Genomic DNA, 18,713 nt, shown 5'->3' with positions numbered 1-18,713 from the left:
AATAATATAATTCACCTTTTCATTGTTTCCAAATATTATCATTTGGGGTGTAATCCATAAAAATGCCCCCATCCAGTTCAACAGATTTTATTATTTTTTTAGATGAAATTTTAAATACCTGCTTTGTTTCATTATTTTTCCAAACCGCCGGAGTTTCATGCATAGTGTTAGTTTCGCCATCGGCATAGGTAATTTTTATATCAAATGGAATGGCAAATCCACCCACATTTTTTACGTTCACGGTATAAAAGTCATTTTGCTTTTGAATGGTGTCTACTTTCAAATCAATATAATGATTCGAAAAAAACCAATTTTTGAAAAACCAGTTTAAATTTTGTCCTGACCCTGTGTTCATGCAGTTAAAATAATCCCACGGAATCGGATGCTTTCCATTCCATGCGTTCATATAATAATGCAAAGCCTTTTTAAAAGTTGAATCGCCCAGGTAATCTTTTAATGCGAGATAGCTCAACGAAGCTTTTCCATACGAATTATTTCCATATCCCGAACCGCCTACCTGTGTTGACATTGAAATAATAGGCTGGTCTTCTTCGGTGGATGGATCGGTAATGTAGCGACGAATGCGGAATATTTTATAAACTGAATCGGCATATTTTTTCCCATTTTCTTCCTGGCCAATCAGGTATTCGAAGGTGGTAGCCCAGCCTTCATCCATGTAAGCATATCGTTTTTCGTTTGTGCCCATATAAAAAGGAAAATAGGTATGAGCGATTTCATGATCCTGCACCATTTGCGCAAACTTCAATCTTCGTGTATCGCCCACCGTTGCGTCGTTTACCATCATAGGATATTCCATATCAGCATGGCCCTGAAATGCAGTCATTTTTGGAAATGGGTAGATAACACCCGGCCATTTGCCCGAAAAATATTTTAGTGCAATTTGTGACCATTTCACTGAGTGGCGAAAATCTTTTGCCGTATCATTATAGGCTGCCTGCACACTTACACGGCGCTTTGTTGCCGGATCAACAATCACGCTCGATGCGTCCCACACATAATGATTACTGATGGCGTAACACATATCGGTAATATGATTCGCTGAAAATTTCCATGTATTCCAATCGTTTTGCTGCGTCACTTTTTCTTCCTGCATTTCTTTTAAGTTGGCAATGTGAATAACATCATCCGAGGTATATGAATCCTTTAGCCTTTTCGAAAAAAGTGGCTGCAATACTTCATCAGGATTTTCGAGATTGCCAGTGGCCCACACAATATAATTTTTCGGAACTTTTACAGAAAGTGTATAGTCATTGAAATCGTTGTAAAATTCCTGCCGTAATGTATGAGGTAGCAAATCCCAGCCGTTGTAATCGTCATAAACTGAAATGCGCGGATAGCTGTACGCTACATACATAGTAGCGCTATCTATTTGTCCTTCGCGCCCATCTTGTTTGCTTAAGGGATAATTCCACGAAATGTTCACCTTCACTGAAGACTTTGGAAATAGCGGTTCTTTTAATCTAACCACTCCCACTGTTCCCCAGTTCCTAGAATCAACAAAATATTTAGTTCCATTAATTGAAAGAGAAGTAATGTCTAACCCTGTTGTAAAAAAATCTTCTCCAACCTGGCTTCCGCGCGGAGATGTTGGTTTGTGAACATTATTGACAAATCTTATAACCAATTCCCTCAGCGTGTCAGGACTATTGTTGGAATAAACGATGCTTTCATCTCCTGAAACAATTTTTGTATCCGGGTTTATCGTTTCTCTAATATCATATTTGCCTTCATTTTGCCAATAATTTTTTCCAGGAGGGCCTTGCAAAGAACGCGTGCCATTATCATAGGCGATTTGAATATTTGTCGGTATGTATAATTGTTGTGCACTTAAAAAGAATGGAAATGTAAAAACCAAAAATGCGATTGCAAATAAAATCCGATTCATAAATAGAAAAAAAATTTAGTTGATACAATTAAAATCTAAAAGTAACAAAGACAAAGGAGATAGAATTATCGATTGCAAATAATCTCAATTGTTAACAGCTAGTAAAATGATTTTTAAATGATTTTTTTTATCCGGTTTACGGTAATAAAACTCTTTTGAACTGAATCTGTCAAATATAGCCGATTATTTTTTCGCGCTCTTTTTAGGAACTTTCCGTCCTTCTTCTCTAGCCTCCGACAAACCGATGGCTATTGCCTGTTTGCGGCTTGTAACTTTCTTTCCGCTTTTGCCACTTTTTAATTTGCCTTCTTCCATTTCATGAAGCGCTTTGTGTACTTTTTCTTCGGCTTTTTTTCCATATTTTGCCATGACGGGGAAATTTTGTTGAGTTATTGAATAAAACAGAAATAGAAATTTTTATGCCAACATTATTTTTTCTTAGACAATATCACACTTTAAAAAAATTTCTTAAAGATATTGAACAGGATTGTTAATACCAGACTGATAATAATCATTGTACCCAAAGGAAAATAAAAGCGAAAATTATTTTTTTCAATCCTGATATCTCCCGGTAGCCGGCCAATCCACCGAAAATAATCGTGAAAAAAATAAATTATAACTCCAATAAAAACGATAATGAGGCCAACGACTAAGATATATTTGCCGGTTTGCTGATCCATTTGTTAATCACTTTTATTTTTTTCTATTCTGCCATAAAAAGAAATGGGGTCGCGGTGCGTATTCTGTATATTTAATGTGGCGTTTCCGTTTCCAAAAATTGTAAATATCATTGTTTGCACATCGGAATTATCTTTCGGCTCAATGTAAATATCCCATTCATCCCCTGATTTTTCTGTTATGTTATAAGAAAAACTGGTTGACTTGAAATTAATTCCTCCTTTAGAAGGGTCAAGAGGCGCCTGGTATGCCCGGCCAAAAAAAGGAAGAAAGGAAATTAATGTATCTCTTTTTAATTCTACATCGTAAAGGCTTGTCAGATTTCGGGACGCGCCTCTGAAAGGGTTAACTCTTTCAGCTATAAACGTAAAATTTTTTGAATTGATCAGGTTACTTACGTCGGCTGGCTTTACTTTCTCAAATTTTTTTGCGGTGTTACAACTGATTAATGAAACGCTTATTAGTAAAACGACCGGGCTCCAAATATTCTTATGCCTTTTCTTATAAATCTTCATAATAGTTTTTTACTCATTTCTTACAAATTTTGCACCTTAAATAATTTCATTTAGTGAATAATTCGCAAAATTATGTAGAGCGGGTTTTTTTTTAATTAGAAATTCTTTTCTAAAAGAAGTACGGTTTTCAAATTTCGTATTTGTTAAAAAGCAAAAAATACGGTTAATAACGGTACTATATTTGAAGCCACTTTAACGGTAAAAATTTTCAATATCAAGATTATGTTAGAAGTTCAAAATATTATATCAAAAAAATTTACATGAATTTGGAAATTTTAATTAATGGAAATATTTCCACAGCATTAAAAATATACAACTATGAAAATTCTAATTGCATTACTAGCAGTAATCTTTAGCTTGTCAGCCTTTAAAGATAATGGGTTAGTTCACAACGTTGAAAACACTTCAACCGTTTCCAATAATTTGCCACTTCGAAATACCCGTTGGAAACTTGTTGAATTAGGAGGAAAAAAAATACCTGCAAATGCCACTTCCAAACAAATGTATCTTATTCTGAAAAGTGACTCTACGATTACAGGCAATGGCGGATGCAATGCATTCTCTGGTACATATTCAACCGGGAAAAATAATGAAATAATTTTCGGTGAAGTTGTACGCACTAACATACTTTGCCCGGGAATTGATTTTGAAAAAACGTATCTGGATGCGATTGCAAAAACAGATCATTATCAAATTGTGGGCAATGAACTTTTGTTGCAAAACAAGCTTACAAGCCTTGCAAAGTTTACCGGAAATGATAAGCAGTAAACGAAAAAATAATAGCATTTTTTATTTTCGGGATGCGATATAGATTAAGGAACTGCATTTCGAATTATCAAAAAAGGCGTTCAAATTCGAGGTTACACCATTTATTAAAGCATTGAAATTATTAGCTTTTCCGGTTTTGTATTTCTCGCTAAGCATGCTTACATACACACTGTCGTACCACATTGGCCGAATCTTTTCTAAAATGAAGCCATGACTATTAAGCAAGATTTCCATCGACTTAGGTGAAAAATGATACAAATGGCGTGGCACATCATAAGCGGCCCAATATTTTTTATAAGTAGCAGCATCCTTTGAAGTGAAGTTTGGTACTGCAATAAATAGCTTCCCTTCTTTTTTCAACAGTTCCCTGAATTTTGTCACGTATTCGTGAAGCTGGTGAACATGCTCTAAAACATGCCATAATGTAATTGCATCAAAATTATGAGCGGCCAATGAAAAAAGCTGGCTGGATTTTTTCAAATTCAAGCCGTATAATTCGTTGGCATTTTTGCGGGCCGTTGTATCGGGTTCAAGGCCCACGATATCCCATCCTGCCAACTGCATCGTCTTTAAAAAAGCGCCTGTTCCTGCGCCTAAATCCAGAATTGATCCATGCTCTTTTTTAGTGCTCTGCTCAACAAGGTTCCGCTTTTTTAAAAGTGTGCGTTTTCTAACAATGTGATACAATTTATTAACCAGGCCTTCGTTTGTGTCGCTATGTGAAATATATTTTTCTGATTGATAATACGGGCCGATATTTTCCTGGTCGGGAATATTTTGTGTAAAACGAATGCAGCAATTTTTACATTCCCAAATTTCAAATTCCTCACCTGAAACCGTATTGTCTTTTGCAGAAAGAATGTAAGAAATATCCCCGCTGCCACAATTCGGGCATGATTTATATTCAATCATTTTAATTGTTTGTATTGCACTATGGATTTAAATAAGTATGAGAAGCGCTTCCCGGGGTGATTTTATTTTGATTTCCAATAGTAGACAAAGAAAACGGGTTTTCATAAAAATGAATAATCAAAAAGAAAAGCGCGATTACAAAAAGCAAAATGGCCAATATTTTCCAGGTGTTATTTCTTTTGATAATCTTTTCTACCTGCAGATAATCATTCATTTTAGAAGAAGTAGTTTCTTTATCGCCCACCAGCATAGCATGTACACTGTTTTGATGAATTACCCGTTCAGCGCTAATGGGCCCAAAAAAAATGGCAGGCGAAGAGTTAGGGATGAATATATTACTTGAGGGCCCCCTCTTCAAAACACCTAAAGGAAATAACGATATATCTTCTCCGTTTATTAATTTATTTTTTGCGTCTTTACACCAGGCCTTTATATCAGTTAAAGCTTGTGTTGATGATATCATTTTTTTTTCAGCCACATATTTAATCAACCCGTCTGAAATCTTTTCTTCTCTTGAAACAAAACTGATATCAAGCAGTGGTGGAGCAATTTGCTTATTTATAATATCTGATTTAGCAGAAAGGTCATTGATCTTAAATCTGCCTACACCGGCAAGCATGCATTCTCTTGCTTGTATAATATATGAAGTAATCAGGTTTTGCATGATAACAAATATCTTCAATTATTTCCACCAGAGTAAAAAAAATCACATCAAAAATGAACCAGGACGCCACCAATTACCTGGAAGCCATATACCGGGTAATTTTTCCATCTTTCATAATTGCTATTAAGCACATTATCAAAATCAAGCCACACACTAAATTGTTTATTCAATTTAAATTCAGCGCCCAAACTCAGGTCTGTTCCTCCCTTCATATTTTCTACCGTCTTATTAACAAGAGCCTTAGCTCCTGAAAAGGCAATCAAATCGCCCTTCAACAGCAATTCTTTAAAAGCATACCATCTTAAAGAGCCGGTGAACTTTAAAGGATACAAGCCCCATGCTTTTTTATTATCCCTCAGACCGGTATAACTGTTCATATCAAGCGAAGCGGATGCTGTGAATTTATCCTGGCTTATAAAATTCATATCCCCATGAATTTGTAAATCCGAAATCTTGCTTTCATTTAAAAGATAAAACGTATTTCCTAAAGTAGAATCATTTACAAAAAGTGGCATATCCGAATATGAAATAAATGACGCCCGCGCATTAAAATTGAAATGTGTGCCTACAGTTGCTTTGATACCACCATAATATTGTATTTCTTTTGTATTGTTCATGAACGAAGGATCCTGCATATAAGGATTTTCCATGCTCAGAGTCCGGAAACTATTTGAAATATATTTTCCTATCCATCCCACTTGCACCATTAATGCATTTTGTTGTAATTGAACTTCGGCATAAATGTTCGGTAATACTGCGATCTTATTATTATTCCATGACGGCGTAATACCCCCGTGAAAAACAAACATATCGCTATAATAAACGAATTCAGGTGCCAGTTCAAAAAGGTTATTCGTTACGGAGAAACCTGAATCTTTTTGCTGGTATTTATTAAAATTACCACGCGCTGCTATCTTAAAGGAAACAGCATCTGAAAATCTTTTTTCGGCAGGCATGTTTATTATGAGATTACTCTCTGTTGCCTTGCTTTCTCTCGAAAATTGATGAACTTCCAGGTGAGGATCGTAGTTGATGCCGAGTTCATTTTTCTCCATGTTCCTAAAACCAACCTTAGCCGAAAAATCCTGGTAGCTTCGTCTGATACTGTCTTTAGAAAAATCATAAAGAGAGTGATTATAACCATATTGGTAATATTCGTGCTCTGCAAAGCCTGCTCCGGCGTATATTTCATTGTTACCCGAATACAAGCTGCCGGTTCCCTGGATATTCCATTCTCCAAAGTCCTGGTTTTTTATTTTACCCCTCGAGGAAATATAATTTCCGTAAATATTTCCAAGATTATGTTTACCATCCCCAAAGCTGAATGCTCCGGCTATGTAAGGAGTTGACAAATTTCCATAACCTACTTTCAATTGATTCCGATCACCCAGTTTTAAAGAAGTGTCAGCCTCCAACGAAAGTGGCTTTAACGCAACCGGCTGATAAGTGAAAAATAAATTTTCCGGAGGAATGTTATAGGCAAGCCGCGGGCGGGACGTATCCGGAGAAATAGGAGTAGCGTATAAATTTATTTTTACGGAATTGCGCAATGAAGGTTTATAAGAAGAAGTTATTTCAATGGTTTGCCTTCTCGTTGTATCCTGGGCCTTTGATACATTAAACAAAAAACACAAAGGCAAAAAAAAGACTAACTTATTAATACGATTACTTGTCATCATTTTTTAGGTTTCAATTTCTGTAGATCATTTATTTGCTGTTCGAAGGTGACGATTGAACTTTAGAATGTTGCTGCTCATCAGCGATAGCGGCATCCAGTTTTGTCTGTGCTTCTTTTTTCAAATCGGGAATGGTTGCGTTATCAGCTACACTTTTGTAAGTTGCCTTAGCATTAAAATAATCCCCTTCAGCCAGGTAAATATCTCCAAGCAATATATAAGATTTGGCTACCCAATAATCATAGGAGCCGGTTACTTTTATCACTTCAAGCGCTGCTTTTTCTGCGGTCGGCAATTGGTTCAGCATATAATAACAATTAGCAGTCTCAAACCGTGCTTCAGCGCCCCATTCCGATTTGTTGGTGGCAGAGACTTCTTTAAACGCTTTTATAGCATCGGGGCATTGGTTGTTCACCTGTAATGATTTTCCTAAAACCAAATTAGCAATCGCTTTATCATCCGTGCTGATACCTTTCTTGGTGAGAAGCTCCTTTGCAATATTATTTGCCTCAGCAAAATCTTTAGTTTGATAATAGCTTCTCACTAATCCTCTTAAAGCTTCCAATTGATTTTCGGGAGTGGTGGATAGTTCCAGCAATTTTGAAAAATAGGTTTTGGATTGCTGGTAATCTTTCAATTCAAAATAATTTATTCTGGCTGCCGCATAAGCTGATCTTTCAGCAAAAGGGCTGGCTCCCTGGCCTAAAACTGCTTCATATCCTTTCAATGCATTTTGCCAATCTTTATTCCTTGAATAACATTCACTTTTATAAAAGTTTGCGTTCAATGCGTATGCACCTTGTGGAAACTTTGATAAATAATTATTGAACGAGCTAATGGCAGCAGCACAATCATTATTGGAGTATTGCAATTCAGCTGCGGCATAGGTAACAGAATCCGCTTCGGAAACGCTAATTACCTTGCCAGCCTTCTGCACAAAAGCCACATAATCATTTGGCTTACCCATTTCTACATAGATATTCCTAAGATTATCGAGGGCCTCATTTGCTTCTTCTGATTGTGGGTATTGATTGATAAGTTTTTGATAATCCTGCAATGCCTCGTTGTTATTATTCAGGTTATAGTTTGCAAGGCCTAATTTTAAATACACCTTAGGATACTGGCCGGAAGCGGATTTTATGTCAAGGATTTTATTAAGATACGGAATGGCATCCCTGAATTTTTCCTGTACCATGTAAGCGTTTGCAATTTGCATATAAGACTCAGCCACAAGATCGCTCTGAGGATACTTTTCAGTAAGTGTGTTGAATGTTTTAATTTTTTCTGATGGGCTACGTATTCCATTAATCAATGCCACCTGGTATAAGGCATAATCGCTCTGATCAAGGCCATTGTTAATCACATTCTGGTACATATTTTTTGCCGCTGCATAATCTTTCATCATAAAATAGCAATCGGCGGATCTAACATACGCGTCTTGTTGCAGGTTTGAAGATTGTGAATTTATAACAGGAGCAACCTGTTTAAAATTTGCAAGTGCCTGGGAATAGTTTTCAAGATTCAGATAGCTATATCCAAGCACATAGCTGGCATCTTTTGGATTAGCTTCGCCCTGTATGCCGCCAGCTTGCAAATAGCTATTCATGTTTTTAATTGCCTCATCATAACGGTTAAGCCTATACGAAACTTCCCCTTTCCAGAAATAAGCAAACGGTAAAACAGGGCCTGCATCCGGGTCCCTGATTACCTTAGTGAGAAGGTCGTCGGCTTCGTCCAGCTTTTGGTTATTAATATATTCTGTAGCCTTTCCAAAAAGAATCTTCGGATAAATTCTTTTCATTGTTGGCGTGGGCTGGGAAAAAGATTGGTACAAAGAAAGCGCTTCTGAATAATTATTTGTATTCGCCAAAAGATTAATAATAATTTCTTTGGCTTCATTCGCATAAGCAGACTGGGGATATAGATCAAGGAACTTATTTAAGGAATTGAGCGCTATATCCTGATAGCCTAATTCGTAGGAGAGTTTTGCATAATTAAACCTGGAAATTTCCTGCTGCTTTGCGTTGCTGTTGTTGTCAGCGCTGTACAGGAAAGCATTTCTCGCATTTTCTTTTTGACCCGTTTTTAAATAAAGATCGCCCAGGAGATACATTGAATTCTGTCCTAACGAATCCTTTTCATTGCTAAGCTGTTTAAATCCTTCTATTGCTTTTTGAACATCATTGGCATTATAATAACAATAGCTTAGTTCATACATTACTTCCTTGGAAACTTTGTCTGTATTTTTTACATACGCTTCAAGCAAAGGCAATGCTTTAGAAAATTCTTTTTTCTCAAAATAAATCTGCCCCATCAGAAGGTTCATTTCTTTCCGGTTGTAAACATCATTTTGGCCAATTTTGCTTTGTCCATATTGTAACGCCTGGTCTTTGTTTCCCTGGAAATAATATATCTGTGAAATGTAATAGGGAACAAGGCCGCGGTATTTTGGAATAGATTCTACTTTCTGAAATGAACTCAGTGCGTTGTTGTAATCACGGTCGCGGTAACTGAGAAAACCATAATAATAATTAGCGTCATAATAATACTTATTAGAGGGCAACTGATGAATCTCATCAAATAATGGTTTAGCGCTGTTATATTGCCCTACTTCAAAATATGAATAGGCGAGTTCAAATTTTGCATCGGCAATTTGTTCGTTGCTTAAATTATTATATCCTGCTCTTTCATAATAAACCACAGCCCGCGCATAATCATTTCTTAAAAAATAATATTGAGCAAGGTGAAAGCTCATCAGTTGCTGGCGCGGCTCATTGTTAGCTGCATCAATAAATCTTTTTGCAGCTTCTTCTGCTATCGATTGATTGAGCTTTAATTCGCATACCACAAAATAGTATTCAATATCCTGGTTAAGATAAGCATGACTACTTTTCGTATTTTCAGGATACTTATCCAGTAACGGTTTTAGAAGGGGATAGGCAAGACTGTATTCTCCTTTGAGGAAAAAATACTCAGCTTCTTTAAAATCTTTCTCAGGATCTGTAACGGAGTAATTTGCCTGGGAAAAACAAGGAATTGAAAATACTATGAATAGAAAAGACAGAAAAAAACGCGTCATTAATTTAATATTTTACTGTTCAATATAGAATAAAAAGCGAGCCAAACTCTTTGGGTGTACCACTTTTATTTCGCGCAAAAGTACAACCACCATTTCACTAACGGTTATCCAAAACTATTTGAATGAAACTAAAAACACTTTAAATTGCACAAATCTTTGTTAATACAATTGTAAAAAAGAATGAGTAAATTTTTGTCAACAAAATATTCAAACGCGGGTTTTAATTTTGGAATGTTGGTTTTAAGGGTTGTTCTGGGAGTCCTTTTGATAAGCCATGGCTATAGTAAACTAATTTCGTTTAGCAGTCTTCGTTATAAGTTTTTAAACTTTCTTCACATGGGGCCCACCTTATCTCTTGCGCTTGTAATTTTTGCCGAATTTTTTTGTTCTATTTTTTTAATACTTGGATTGTTTACAAGAGTAGCTGTAATTCCGATTGTCATAGCGATGACTGTAGTTGTGTTTGTGGCTACCCATGGAGAAATTCTTGGCCGTGGCGAAATGGGCGCCATCTATCTTGCAGCCAGCATTACAATTTTATTTTGCGGCCCGGGAAAAATTAGTTTGGACGGTGTAATTGGAAAATAAGCCGCTTCTTTTTTGATATTATACATCTGAGCTATTTAAGTTTTACAATTCATGTTTACATCCAAAGCACAAATAAGAATACATTACGCCTGGACTGATCAAATGGGTTTAGTCTATTATGGCAATTATGCCCAGCTTTATGAAATAGGCAGGACAGAAGCATTGAGAGGCCTTGGTTTAACTTACAAAGAAATTGAAGCAACGGGCGTCATAATGCCAGTAACGGAGATGCATATACGTTTTTTAAGGCCTGCGCTTTATGATGATTTGGTAACGGTGGTAACCACCATAAAGGAAATGCCTCTTCATTCAAAAATCATTTTTCATAATGAAGTTTATAATGAAAAAGAAGAACTGTTGAATATGGGAAGTGTTACACTATACTTTATAAATGCCAAAACAATGAAACGCACCGACATCCCCGAAAAAATAAAGAAAAAGCTTCTCAGGTATTTTGAAACTGAAAAAGAATCTTAATTTAAATTGCAGCAGCAGGCAAACAAACACATCACTTTTATATTCTGATTTCTATTTCAAAATAAAATAACCTACGGCCAGCCAAACAAGGCCCTTTACAAGGAAAAACAGAAACCCCCAAAAGCCAATACGCTTTATCCAGGTTAAAAATGATTTTTTATTTTTTTCTGTTTTAACCATAGCTATAGTTTTTGCTCATCTGCAATTTTTAGGTCACGAAAATAGAGTCCTTTCCGATATTTCATTTGCTAAATTGGGAAAAATTACAGCTTAATTCCGGTAAAATAAATCAACATTTAAAAAATGCGGTTAGTCCGCGCAGAAAGCAGAAAACATGCGTTCTGTTTAATTATCAATCTATGAGTTAAAAAATTTGATACTTTTATCACTAACACCGATAAAATATCGCATGAAAAAAATATATATCATTTTATTCGTTTCAATTCTTTTATCCGAAAACACACAATCTCAATCATTCCCGGATAATCAACTCTCGGCTTCATTTAACTATGGAAAATCAGTAGCGGTATTTGGCGGTTCGGTTTCTGTTATTCCTGCAAGCGATAGCGCTAAAATCCTTTGGCAGCGCTATTTGGGAATGAAGGTGACAAATTTCGGTGTGGGTGGTGCAGGCTTTTCCTCACTCCAGGGGAAATCTTTGCAACAACAAGTGGACGCGGCAGGCGCGTTTGATATTTACGTTTTATGGGCTTCCACTAATGATTATACCAATCACAGGGCAGTGGGTAATTATACAGATTATACAGAATTTGATAATTATGATACTACTAAATTAGTTACACAGGCTGGTGGCATAAATTATTGTATCAAAAAAATCCATGAAATTAATCCTAAAGCAACTATATATTTTTTCACTTCCGGCAAAGCTTTTACGGATAGGGGTGGATACGATCCTTTTGCACCGCACGGTATGAATGAATATGTTGAGATGCAAAAAAAAGTGTGTGCACTGCATGGCATTCCAATTCTTGATCTTTTTTTTATGGGAGGATATAACATCTATAACAGGAAATTATATTATCATGATGCGATTCACATGAACGCAGTAGGTTATCATAAGTTAGGTGAATTACAGGTGGCTTTTCTTGCGTTCCCATAAGTAGCCTGATATTATCGAATGAAAAACCGGATCATGTCACCAAAATTTTGTCACTATATTTTTTGAAAATAAAAACATGCTTTTTATTGCTTTACTGTATTTTGAATTTGCAAAAAATTATCTACGAACTAATGATAGAAAAAATTTTAAAAATCACAATCGTTGCAGCCGCGATCGCGGGTTTAATATTTTTGTTCTCATGTAATAATAATTCCGGAAAAAGTGACAATAAAAAATTTTCCGGAAAAACAATTACGAGTGCAGTTATTGATACAATTGTTTATCAAACTCCACTCCTTGTTGTACGTAAAATTTCAGAACATACTTATCGCCATGTATCCTATTTGAGCACAAAGGATTTCGGAAAAGTTTCCTGTAATGGAATGGTAGTAACGAATGATGGAAAGGCGGTGATTTTTGATACTCCTGCTAACGATTCAGCTTCGGAGGACTTGATTAAATATGTTAACAAAAATCTTAATTCCGTTATTTCGGCGGTTATCCCCACGCATTTTCATGAAGATTGTGTAGGAGGGCTTTCTGCATTTGGCAAGCATCACATTCCTGCATACGCGTCTTTTAAGACTATCGAATTATTAAAACGAAAAAACAACAGCAACGTTTCTCTTTTAAAAGGATTCCACGATAGCCTGATTCTTCACGTTGGAAATCAAAAAATTGAGGCTCTGTTTATGGGAGAAGGGCATACCAAAGATAATATCATAGGCTATTATTTAGCAGACAGCATTTTGTTTGGAGGATGCCTTGTGAAAGCTATCGGCGCACCTAAAGGAAATTTAGAAGATGCAAACATAAAAGTTTGGCCTGTTACAATAGAAAATGTCAAACGAAAATTTCCAAATGCAAAAATCGTCATTCCTGGCCATGATGAGCCCGGAGGCAGGGAATTACTGGATTATACTTTTAATTTATTTCGTTAGAAAATATTTTCTAAAATAATTCATTGTTGGCTATTGTACATCAAGGGATAGCCTTCAAGGTTAAAATTTTTTAGATACAACACATCCATTCTAAAATATAATTCGTTAAACTTTTTTTAATTGATATTTATTCGATACACAAATGCTTACGTGGCATAATTTTTCCGGGTAATGGGCGAATTAATTAATTACCCTAAAAACTTAAGAATGAAGAACAAATTTTTTTCAACGATTCAAAACAAATTTTTTTATCTGGCTTTGGTTTCCGTAATCCTGTTTTCTGCGTGCAAGAAGGAAGACGTTCCCGCTACGCCCACTGCGGGTTTAATGGCCTTAAACATGGTACCAGATACGATGTCGCCGGTTGTTTTTGTGCTCAATAATAACAGCATTACCAATGTGCCTTTGGATTACAGTAATTTTACCGGCGGCTATTTACCTATTTATACAGGTGCCCGTACTTTGGAAGTTTATCTGAATAATTCAGATTCTGCGCTTGCAACGGAAAGCTTTACAGTTGAGCCAAATAAATACTACTCTGCATTTTTTATGGGAGCTCACGGTGTTTACAAGAATATAATTGTGAATGATGAACTGGATTCGCTGCCTGATTCAACTGGCAATGCATTTGTCCGCTATGTAAACGCAATTCCGGATTCTTCTACTCAACAATTTACAGTTTCAGCTAACGGCACAGATGATGTCAGCGGTACCACTCACTTTGGCCAAATTTCGCCGTTTACTCAGGTAGCTCCGGGAGATTTTACAATCAATATCACCAACGATTCTACCATCGCAGCGAATAAAACTATCACTTTTGAAAAAGATAAAGTGTACACTATTTTATTATCAGGAATGCCACACACAACAGACACTGCAAGAACGGTGAAAATAAAATACATCGTTAACGGAACGCTTTCAAAATAAAGATTCACCGGATATACTATTTGGATTATGGAAAGGCATAGGTTTTATACTTGTGCCTTTTCTATTTGTTGAAAGCTGACGTCGGAGCGCTATTCATCTTGAGGTTCTTATAACATGGCTGTTGTTGCATCGCCTAAGCAAAATAAAATTTTCCCAAATTTGTCGCTTTACTGTATTTTTATTTATCACCTCCATCTACCGGGTAGAATTAGATAAAATTTTCTAAAATACAGTTATGAAAAAATTCAATATACTAGTTTTTATTTTTCTTGCGTGCCTGATAAAAACGAATCCGGCTTCTGCACAGTTTCCTTCTGATTCTGCCAATGAAAATGAATCCAAAGTAATCGCTTACACGCTTCCGGACCCGCTTATGATGCCGAATGGCAAACGTGTAAAAGATAGCACTGAATGGATGAAAGCACAACGCGCCTATATCTATCAGTTGTTTGAAAAAAATGTGTATGGCCGTTATCCCCGGCAAAAAATAAATGTTCGTTATAAAATAAGAGAAGAAAGTAACAAAGCCCTCGGTGGAATCGCTTTGCGCAGGCAGGTTCGCATATATCTGAAACAATCAGATACGTCAGCTCATATTGATGTGCTTATGTATCTTCCTGCCAACAGTAAAGGAAAGGTGCCGGTGTTCGTAGGCTTGAACTTCAAAGGAAATCAGGCTATTCAAAATGATCCGGAAATTGTGGCAAACACCGATGATAAAACTTCCCGTGGATCAAGCGCCTCCAGGTGGCCGGTAAAAACAATAATTGAAAATGGATTTGGATTGGTAACGGCATGCTACAGCGATATCGAAATAGATAATAAAGACGGATGGAAATCCGGCGTACGAACCAAACTTCAGGATGATCTAAAAATTAAACCTGAAGAGTGGGGGGCAATTGGTGCCTGGGCGTGGAGCCTTAGCAGGGTAATGGATTATCTCGTAAATGATAAAAATGTGGATGAAAAGAAAGTGGCAGTGATGGGCCATAGCCGCTTAGGTAAAACAGCTTTATGGGCCGGCGCTTCTGATCCCCGTTTTAGTATTGTGATTTCAAACGAATCAGGCGAAGGTGGCGCTGCGTTGGCAAGAAGGTGGTTTGGTGAAACAGTGTATTTAATCAATAAAAATTTTCCTTATTGGTTTGTCAACGCTTACAAAAGTTATAATCACAATGTTTTTGATTTACCTGTGGACCAGCATGAGTTGCTTGCATTAATTGCGCCTCGCCCCTTGTATGTGGCAAGTGCAGCCGGCGATTTGTGGAGCGATCCGAAAGGAGAATTTTTAAGTGCCTGGCATGCCGGTGAAGTATATTCGTTATTTGGTCAGGAAGGTGTGGAAACAAATGAAATGCCTGCGTTAGATCACCCCGTCGGGCATCGTATCAATTATCATATCCGGACCGGGAAACACGATGTTACTTTGTTTGATTGGGAGCAATACATCAGGTTTGCAAAAGAGCAATGGGGATTATAGCGTGAATTATTTATTCACATTTTCAATGTCAACGCAAATATTATCTTCTAAACCAATCATAGCATTCACTAAAAATATTTTTTGAAATGACATGAGATCATGCAGTGTAATTTTTTTTTCAAAAATTTTTTTTTGAGATAAAAGCCGGCGGCGCCTGGTGCCATTTAATAATGGAGTATCGGGGGTAAAATAATTTTTGCTGTCGTATAAAACGATATTGCAAAATGAAGTATCGGTAAGGCAACCGTTTTTTATTATCAAAATATCATCGCATCTTTTACGCTTTGCAAACAATTCATCAATCCGCCTGCGGTCTTCATATTTGTATGGATATTCGATTGTATCATCATAAATTACCTGCAGGGAATGAATGTTTGGTAACTGGTAGGGCATGAATTCTGCTTTCTCTATTTGTGAAGAATATAAAATGCGGCATTTATACAAGCCATCGTTCAAATCATCTGGCAGCGCCACCTCACGCGAAATATCAATTTTATTTTTGCAATTCCAAAGCGCATCGCGGGCTTCATTACAGCGCTGATTGTGAAAAGAAATATTTTCAAATTTCCTGTCAATTACTTTAATGCTTTCTATTAACCGGCACATAAATTTTATTGATTAGCTCTTCATATTCCGATTGGGCATTGCTCATCGAAGTAATGCCGCCACCGCTTTTATATATCCACTTATACCCATCACGTTCCATAAAACGAATCATAACACCACTGTCAAGGTTTTTGCCATCGAAATAACCGAATACGCCCGTATAATAGCCACGGGAATAATTCTCAGCGTTTTTAATAATCTCTATCGTTTTCTCTTTTGGCGCTCCCGAAACAGAACCCGCTGGCAGCATTGAGAAAATAATATCGCCGATGCAATTTCTATAATTTGTATTAAGATCACCTACGATTTCTGAACTTACCTGTAATAGATTTTTTTGATTGGTGTTCACACAATCAATATATCGCAGCCTTTTCACATGCACATTTTTTGCAAAATGGCTCATGTCATTCCTTATTAAGTCAACTATGGTCGTGTGCTCTGCTTTTTCTTTTGCATCCTGCAGAATAATTTCTTTTGCATTTGCAATAGCCGCATCAATAGTGCCCTTCATTGGATAACTGTAAATTTTCTGATCCCGGATTATCACAAAAGATTCCGGGGAAAATACCATGAACCTGTCCATGAAATTCAGTTTATATTTTGCTTCGCAGGCATCAAAAATTTCCCGGGATGTAAGATTTATTTTTATTTCAGAAGGTTGTGTGAGGTTTACGAGATAAGAATTTCCCTGTTTTAAATTTTGCATCACCTCACTAAACGCCTTTTCATAGATCTGAAAGCTAACTGGTGTTTTAGAAAAAATAATGTCTTTATCCTCTCCATTATGAGCCAGGCTATCTGCATTCGTGAAACCATTAATATCGAAAACAATATCTTTTCCTGTTAAAGGCAATTCCTTTACAATTGGGCGCAGCATTTCGAAATCAATAATAAATAGAAAGGGCTTTTCAAGAGATCCTAATTCGTTCATTCGCAGCACGGCGATGGCTTTAGAATATAATCCGTCAGTTTCATTTATGTCAGTTGCCGGCGTCATTTTTTTATAACAGCGATTAAAGTTGAACTGCAAATTACAATTTCACAAACTTGCTATCATCTTCTTTTCTCAAAATTAGGACTGAAGTTGTAATGGCTTTCTGTTTTAATTTTGCGCTCATGGAAAATATTTATGCCTCAATAATTACGATTGGCGATGAACTGCTGATAGGACAAGTATCAGATACCAACAGCGCATGGATTGCACAACAATTAAACAAAATAGGGATTGCATTAAATAACAGAATTTCTGTGGGCGATGATGCCCCGGAAATCAGAAAGGCATTGGATTTCGGAAGTAAAAATTCGCAGGTTGTATTAATCACCGGTGGCCTTGGCCCAACGAATGATGATATCACAAAAAACGTTTTGTGTGAATATTTCCAGGGAAAAATGATAGTGAACCAGGCTTCGCTGGAAAATGTAAAAAGGCTTTTTGAAAAAGTATATAAAAAGCCTGTGAGTGAAGTAAATCTGAAGCAGGCGGAGGTGCCGGATGTATGCGAGGTAATTCAGAATCAGCGAGGATCTGCACCCGGAATGGTATTCAAAAAAGATGATTCCATATTTATAAGTATGCCTGGAGTGCCTTATGAAATGCAGGGAATTATGGAGGAAGTAATCCCGATGTTGCAAAAAAAATTTCATGTGCCGGCCATTATTCATAAGACGATTCTTACCAGTGGCATTGGTGAATCTGCTCTTGCTGAAGAAATAAAAGATTTTGAAGATAAATTGCCAAAAGAAATCCGGCTGGCTTATTTACCGAATTATGGTATGGTGCGATTGCGTTTGTCCACTTCAGGATTTGATAAAAGCAAAACAGAAAATGCGATTAAAAATCAGTTTACTGCATTGAAAGAACTGGTGAAAGAGTTTATGGTAGCAGATGAAGACTTAACCATGCAGCAGGTAGTAGGAAAGCTTCTCCTGGAAAATAATAATACCATTTCTACCGCGGAAAGCTGCACTGGTGGTGCGATTGCAAGCCTTATTACATCAGTTGCAGGTTCATCTGCCTATTTCAAGGGAAGCGTGGTAAGCTATTCAAACGAAATTAAACAAGAGTTGCTTGGAGTTAAGAAGGAAACGCTTGATGCTTACGGAGCAGTAAGCGAACAAACTGCTCGTGAAATGCTTTCCGGTATTTTGAAAAAAATGAAAACTGATTTTGGAATTGCGGTTACCGGCATCATGGGGCCCGGTGGCGGTTCAGAGGAGAAACCTGTAGGCACCGTGTATGTTGCCGTTGGAAATAAGGAAGATCAGGCAGTGCAAAAATTTAAGCAGCGTTTTACACGTGAAAAAAATATCGAAGTAACTTCCGTGATGGCGTTAAACCTGATGAGAAAATTTTTGGTGAATGGTGATTAAGTGATT

At 36.7% G+C, this 18,713-nt stretch carries 18 protein-coding genes; 8 read left to right on the top strand and 10 right to left on the bottom strand.

The window, feature by feature from the left end:
• Positions 1 to 19 precede the first annotated feature (19 nt).
• The 4 genes from EFY79_RS11840 to EFY79_RS11825 all read right to left on the bottom strand — a co-directional run bounded on the left by EFY79_RS11840 (position 20) and on the right by EFY79_RS11825 (position 3,099).
• Positions 20 to 1,906 (bottom strand): M1 family metallopeptidase, encoded by a 1,887-nt coding sequence (locus tag EFY79_RS11840; protein ID WP_123120929.1) that lies wholly within the window; start codon positions 1,904 to 1,906, stop codon positions 20 to 22.
• Positions 1,907 to 2,089: 183 nt separating this feature from the next.
• Positions 2,090 to 2,275, bottom strand: coding sequence for a DUF6496 domain-containing protein (locus tag EFY79_RS11835; protein ID WP_123120928.1), 186 nt, complete (start codon positions 2,273 to 2,275; stop codon positions 2,090 to 2,092).
• Positions 2,276 to 2,361: 86 nt separating this feature from the next.
• Positions 2,362 to 2,586: a DUF2905 domain-containing protein gene (locus EFY79_RS11830; protein WP_123120927.1), complete on the bottom strand. Its 225-nt coding sequence runs from the start codon at positions 2,584 to 2,586 to the stop codon at positions 2,362 to 2,364.
• A 3-nt stretch (positions 2,587 to 2,589) separates the two neighbouring features.
• On the bottom strand, positions 2,590 to 3,099 hold the full coding sequence (locus EFY79_RS11825) for a DUF4251 domain-containing protein (protein ID WP_123120926.1): 510 nt from the start codon (positions 3,097 to 3,099) through the stop codon (positions 2,590 to 2,592).
• Between the two features lie 318 nt (positions 3,100 to 3,417).
• Between EFY79_RS11825 and EFY79_RS11820 the strand changes: the two genes are divergently transcribed.
• On the top strand, positions 3,418 to 3,867 hold the full coding sequence (locus EFY79_RS11820; RefSeq protein ID WP_123120925.1) for an META domain-containing protein: 450 nt from the start codon (positions 3,418 to 3,420) through the stop codon (positions 3,865 to 3,867).
• A gap of 21 nt (positions 3,868 to 3,888) precedes the next feature.
• Here the strand turns inward: EFY79_RS11820 and EFY79_RS11815 are convergent, their stop codons facing one another.
• From EFY79_RS11815 to EFY79_RS11800, 4 genes are read right to left on the bottom strand one after another with little or no spacing between them, the layout of a single operon-like run.
• Complete coding sequence (locus EFY79_RS11815) at positions 3,889 to 4,779, bottom strand: class I SAM-dependent methyltransferase (protein ID WP_123120924.1); 891 nt, start codon at positions 4,777 to 4,779, stop codon at positions 3,889 to 3,891.
• Positions 4,780 to 4,798: 19 nt separating this feature from the next.
• Positions 4,799 to 5,443, bottom strand: a complete 645-nt coding sequence (locus EFY79_RS11810) for a hypothetical protein (RefSeq protein ID WP_123120923.1) — start codon at positions 5,441 to 5,443, stop codon at positions 4,799 to 4,801.
• A 47-nt stretch (positions 5,444 to 5,490) separates the two neighbouring features.
• Positions 5,491 to 7,122 (bottom strand): hypothetical protein, encoded by a 1,632-nt coding sequence (locus EFY79_RS11805; RefSeq protein ID WP_148041911.1) that lies wholly within the window; start codon positions 7,120 to 7,122, stop codon positions 5,491 to 5,493.
• Positions 7,123 to 7,150: 28 nt separating this feature from the next.
• Positions 7,151 to 10,198, bottom strand: a complete 3,048-nt coding sequence (locus EFY79_RS11800; protein WP_123120921.1) for a tetratricopeptide repeat protein — start codon at positions 10,196 to 10,198, stop codon at positions 7,151 to 7,153.
• 180 nt (positions 10,199 to 10,378) lie between these two features.
• Between EFY79_RS11800 and EFY79_RS11795 the strand changes: the two genes are divergently transcribed.
• The 6 genes from EFY79_RS11795 to EFY79_RS11765 all read left to right on the top strand — a co-directional run bounded on the left by EFY79_RS11795 (position 10,379) and on the right by EFY79_RS11765 (position 15,731).
• Complete coding sequence (locus EFY79_RS11795; protein WP_123120920.1) at positions 10,379 to 10,786, top strand: DoxX family protein; 408 nt, start codon at positions 10,379 to 10,381, stop codon at positions 10,784 to 10,786.
• Between the two features lie 51 nt (positions 10,787 to 10,837).
• Complete coding sequence (locus EFY79_RS11790; RefSeq protein ID WP_123120919.1) at positions 10,838 to 11,263, top strand: acyl-CoA thioesterase; 426 nt, start codon at positions 10,838 to 10,840, stop codon at positions 11,261 to 11,263.
• 409 nt (positions 11,264 to 11,672) lie between these two features.
• A complete protein-coding gene (locus tag EFY79_RS11780; RefSeq protein WP_123120917.1) occupies positions 11,673 to 12,383 on the top strand; it encodes an SGNH/GDSL hydrolase family protein in 711 nt (236 codons plus the stop codon).
• Between the two features lie 131 nt (positions 12,384 to 12,514).
• Positions 12,515 to 13,324, top strand: coding sequence for a subclass B1 metallo-beta-lactamase (gene bla / locus EFY79_RS11775; RefSeq protein ID WP_123120916.1), 810 nt, complete (start codon positions 12,515 to 12,517; stop codon positions 13,322 to 13,324).
• A 207-nt stretch (positions 13,325 to 13,531) separates the two neighbouring features.
• On the top strand, positions 13,532 to 14,251 hold the full coding sequence (locus tag EFY79_RS11770) for a DUF4397 domain-containing protein (RefSeq protein WP_158605204.1): 720 nt from the start codon (positions 13,532 to 13,534) through the stop codon (positions 14,249 to 14,251).
• Between the two features lie 235 nt (positions 14,252 to 14,486).
• Positions 14,487 to 15,731 carry an alpha/beta hydrolase family protein gene (locus EFY79_RS11765; protein ID WP_199727517.1) on the top strand — a complete coding sequence of 415 codons (1,245 nt, stop codon included), beginning with the start codon at positions 14,487 to 14,489 and terminating at the stop codon, positions 15,729 to 15,731.
• Between the two features lie 6 nt (positions 15,732 to 15,737).
• On the opposite strand, the gene EFY79_RS11760 is transcribed toward EFY79_RS11765, so the two are convergent.
• Together EFY79_RS11760 and EFY79_RS11755 are read right to left on the bottom strand one after the other, a co-directional pair.
• Positions 15,738 to 16,337 carry an aminotransferase class IV gene (locus EFY79_RS11760; RefSeq protein WP_123120914.1) on the bottom strand — a complete coding sequence of 200 codons (600 nt, stop codon included), beginning with the start codon at positions 16,335 to 16,337 and terminating at the stop codon, positions 15,738 to 15,740.
• Positions 16,312 to 17,334 (bottom strand): aminodeoxychorismate synthase component I, encoded by a 1,023-nt coding sequence (locus EFY79_RS11755; protein ID WP_199727516.1) that lies wholly within the window; start codon positions 17,332 to 17,334, stop codon positions 16,312 to 16,314. Before EFY79_RS11755 ends, EFY79_RS11760 begins: the two co-directional genes overlap by 26 nt.
• Positions 17,335 to 17,453: 119 nt before the next feature.
• Between EFY79_RS11755 and EFY79_RS11750 the strand changes: the two genes are divergently transcribed.
• On the top strand, positions 17,454 to 18,707 hold the full coding sequence (locus EFY79_RS11750) for a competence/damage-inducible protein A (protein WP_123121111.1): 1,254 nt from the start codon (positions 17,454 to 17,456) through the stop codon (positions 18,705 to 18,707).
• Positions 18,708 to 18,713 lie beyond the last annotated feature (6 nt).

This window comes from Hanamia caeni (assembly GCF_003721595.1).
In the GTDB taxonomy this organism is placed as follows: domain Bacteria; phylum Bacteroidota; class Bacteroidia; order Chitinophagales; family Chitinophagaceae; genus Ginsengibacter; species Ginsengibacter caeni.
The sequence above is the reverse complement of the archived record's forward strand: the minus strand, read 5'-3'. Positions and strand labels throughout refer to the sequence as shown.

Bases quoted from the DNA above. Each gene is read 5' to 3' on its own strand.
- EFY79_RS11765 (WP_199727517.1), top strand. From the start codon at position 14,487: ATGAAAAAATTCAATATACTAGTTTTTATTTTTCTTGCGTGCCTGATA.
- EFY79_RS11795 (WP_123120920.1), top strand. From the start codon at position 10,379: ATGAGTAAATTTTTGTCAACAAAATATTCAAACGCGGGTTTTAATTTT.
- EFY79_RS11800 (WP_123120921.1), bottom strand. From the start codon at position 10,198: ATGACGCGTTTTTTTCTGTCTTTTCTATTCATAGTATTTTCAATTCCT.
- EFY79_RS11805 (WP_148041911.1), bottom strand. From the start codon at position 7,122: ATGATGACAAGTAATCGTATTAATAAGTTAGTCTTTTTTTTGCCTTTG.
- bla (WP_123120916.1), top strand. From the start codon at position 12,515: ATGATAGAAAAAATTTTAAAAATCACAATCGTTGCAGCCGCGATCGCG.
- EFY79_RS11780 (WP_123120917.1), top strand. From the start codon at position 11,673: ATGAAAAAAATATATATCATTTTATTCGTTTCAATTCTTTTATCCGAA.
- EFY79_RS11835 (WP_123120928.1), bottom strand. From the start codon at position 2,275: ATGGCAAAATATGGAAAAAAAGCCGAAGAAAAAGTACACAAAGCGCTT.
- EFY79_RS11755 (WP_199727516.1), bottom strand. From the start codon at position 17,334: ATGACGCCGGCAACTGACATAAATGAAACTGACGGATTATATTCTAAA.
- EFY79_RS11840 (WP_123120929.1), bottom strand. From the start codon at position 1,906: ATGAATCGGATTTTATTTGCAATCGCATTTTTGGTTTTTACATTTCCA.
- EFY79_RS11810 (WP_123120923.1), bottom strand. From the start codon at position 5,443: ATGCAAAACCTGATTACTTCATATATTATACAAGCAAGAGAATGCATG.
- EFY79_RS11770 (WP_158605204.1), top strand. From the start codon at position 13,532: ATGAAGAACAAATTTTTTTCAACGATTCAAAACAAATTTTTTTATCTG.
- EFY79_RS11790 (WP_123120919.1), top strand. From the start codon at position 10,838: ATGTTTACATCCAAAGCACAAATAAGAATACATTACGCCTGGACTGAT.
- EFY79_RS11820 (WP_123120925.1), top strand. From the start codon at position 3,418: ATGAAAATTCTAATTGCATTACTAGCAGTAATCTTTAGCTTGTCAGCC.
- EFY79_RS11760 (WP_123120914.1), bottom strand. From the start codon at position 16,337: ATGTGCCGGTTAATAGAAAGCATTAAAGTAATTGACAGGAAATTTGAA.
- EFY79_RS11825 (WP_123120926.1), bottom strand. From the start codon at position 3,099: ATGAAGATTTATAAGAAAAGGCATAAGAATATTTGGAGCCCGGTCGTT.
- EFY79_RS11830 (WP_123120927.1), bottom strand. From the start codon at position 2,586: ATGGATCAGCAAACCGGCAAATATATCTTAGTCGTTGGCCTCATTATC.
- EFY79_RS11815 (WP_123120924.1), bottom strand. From the start codon at position 4,779: ATGATTGAATATAAATCATGCCCGAATTGTGGCAGCGGGGATATTTCT.
- EFY79_RS11750 (WP_123121111.1), top strand. From the start codon at position 17,454: ATGGAAAATATTTATGCCTCAATAATTACGATTGGCGATGAACTGCTG.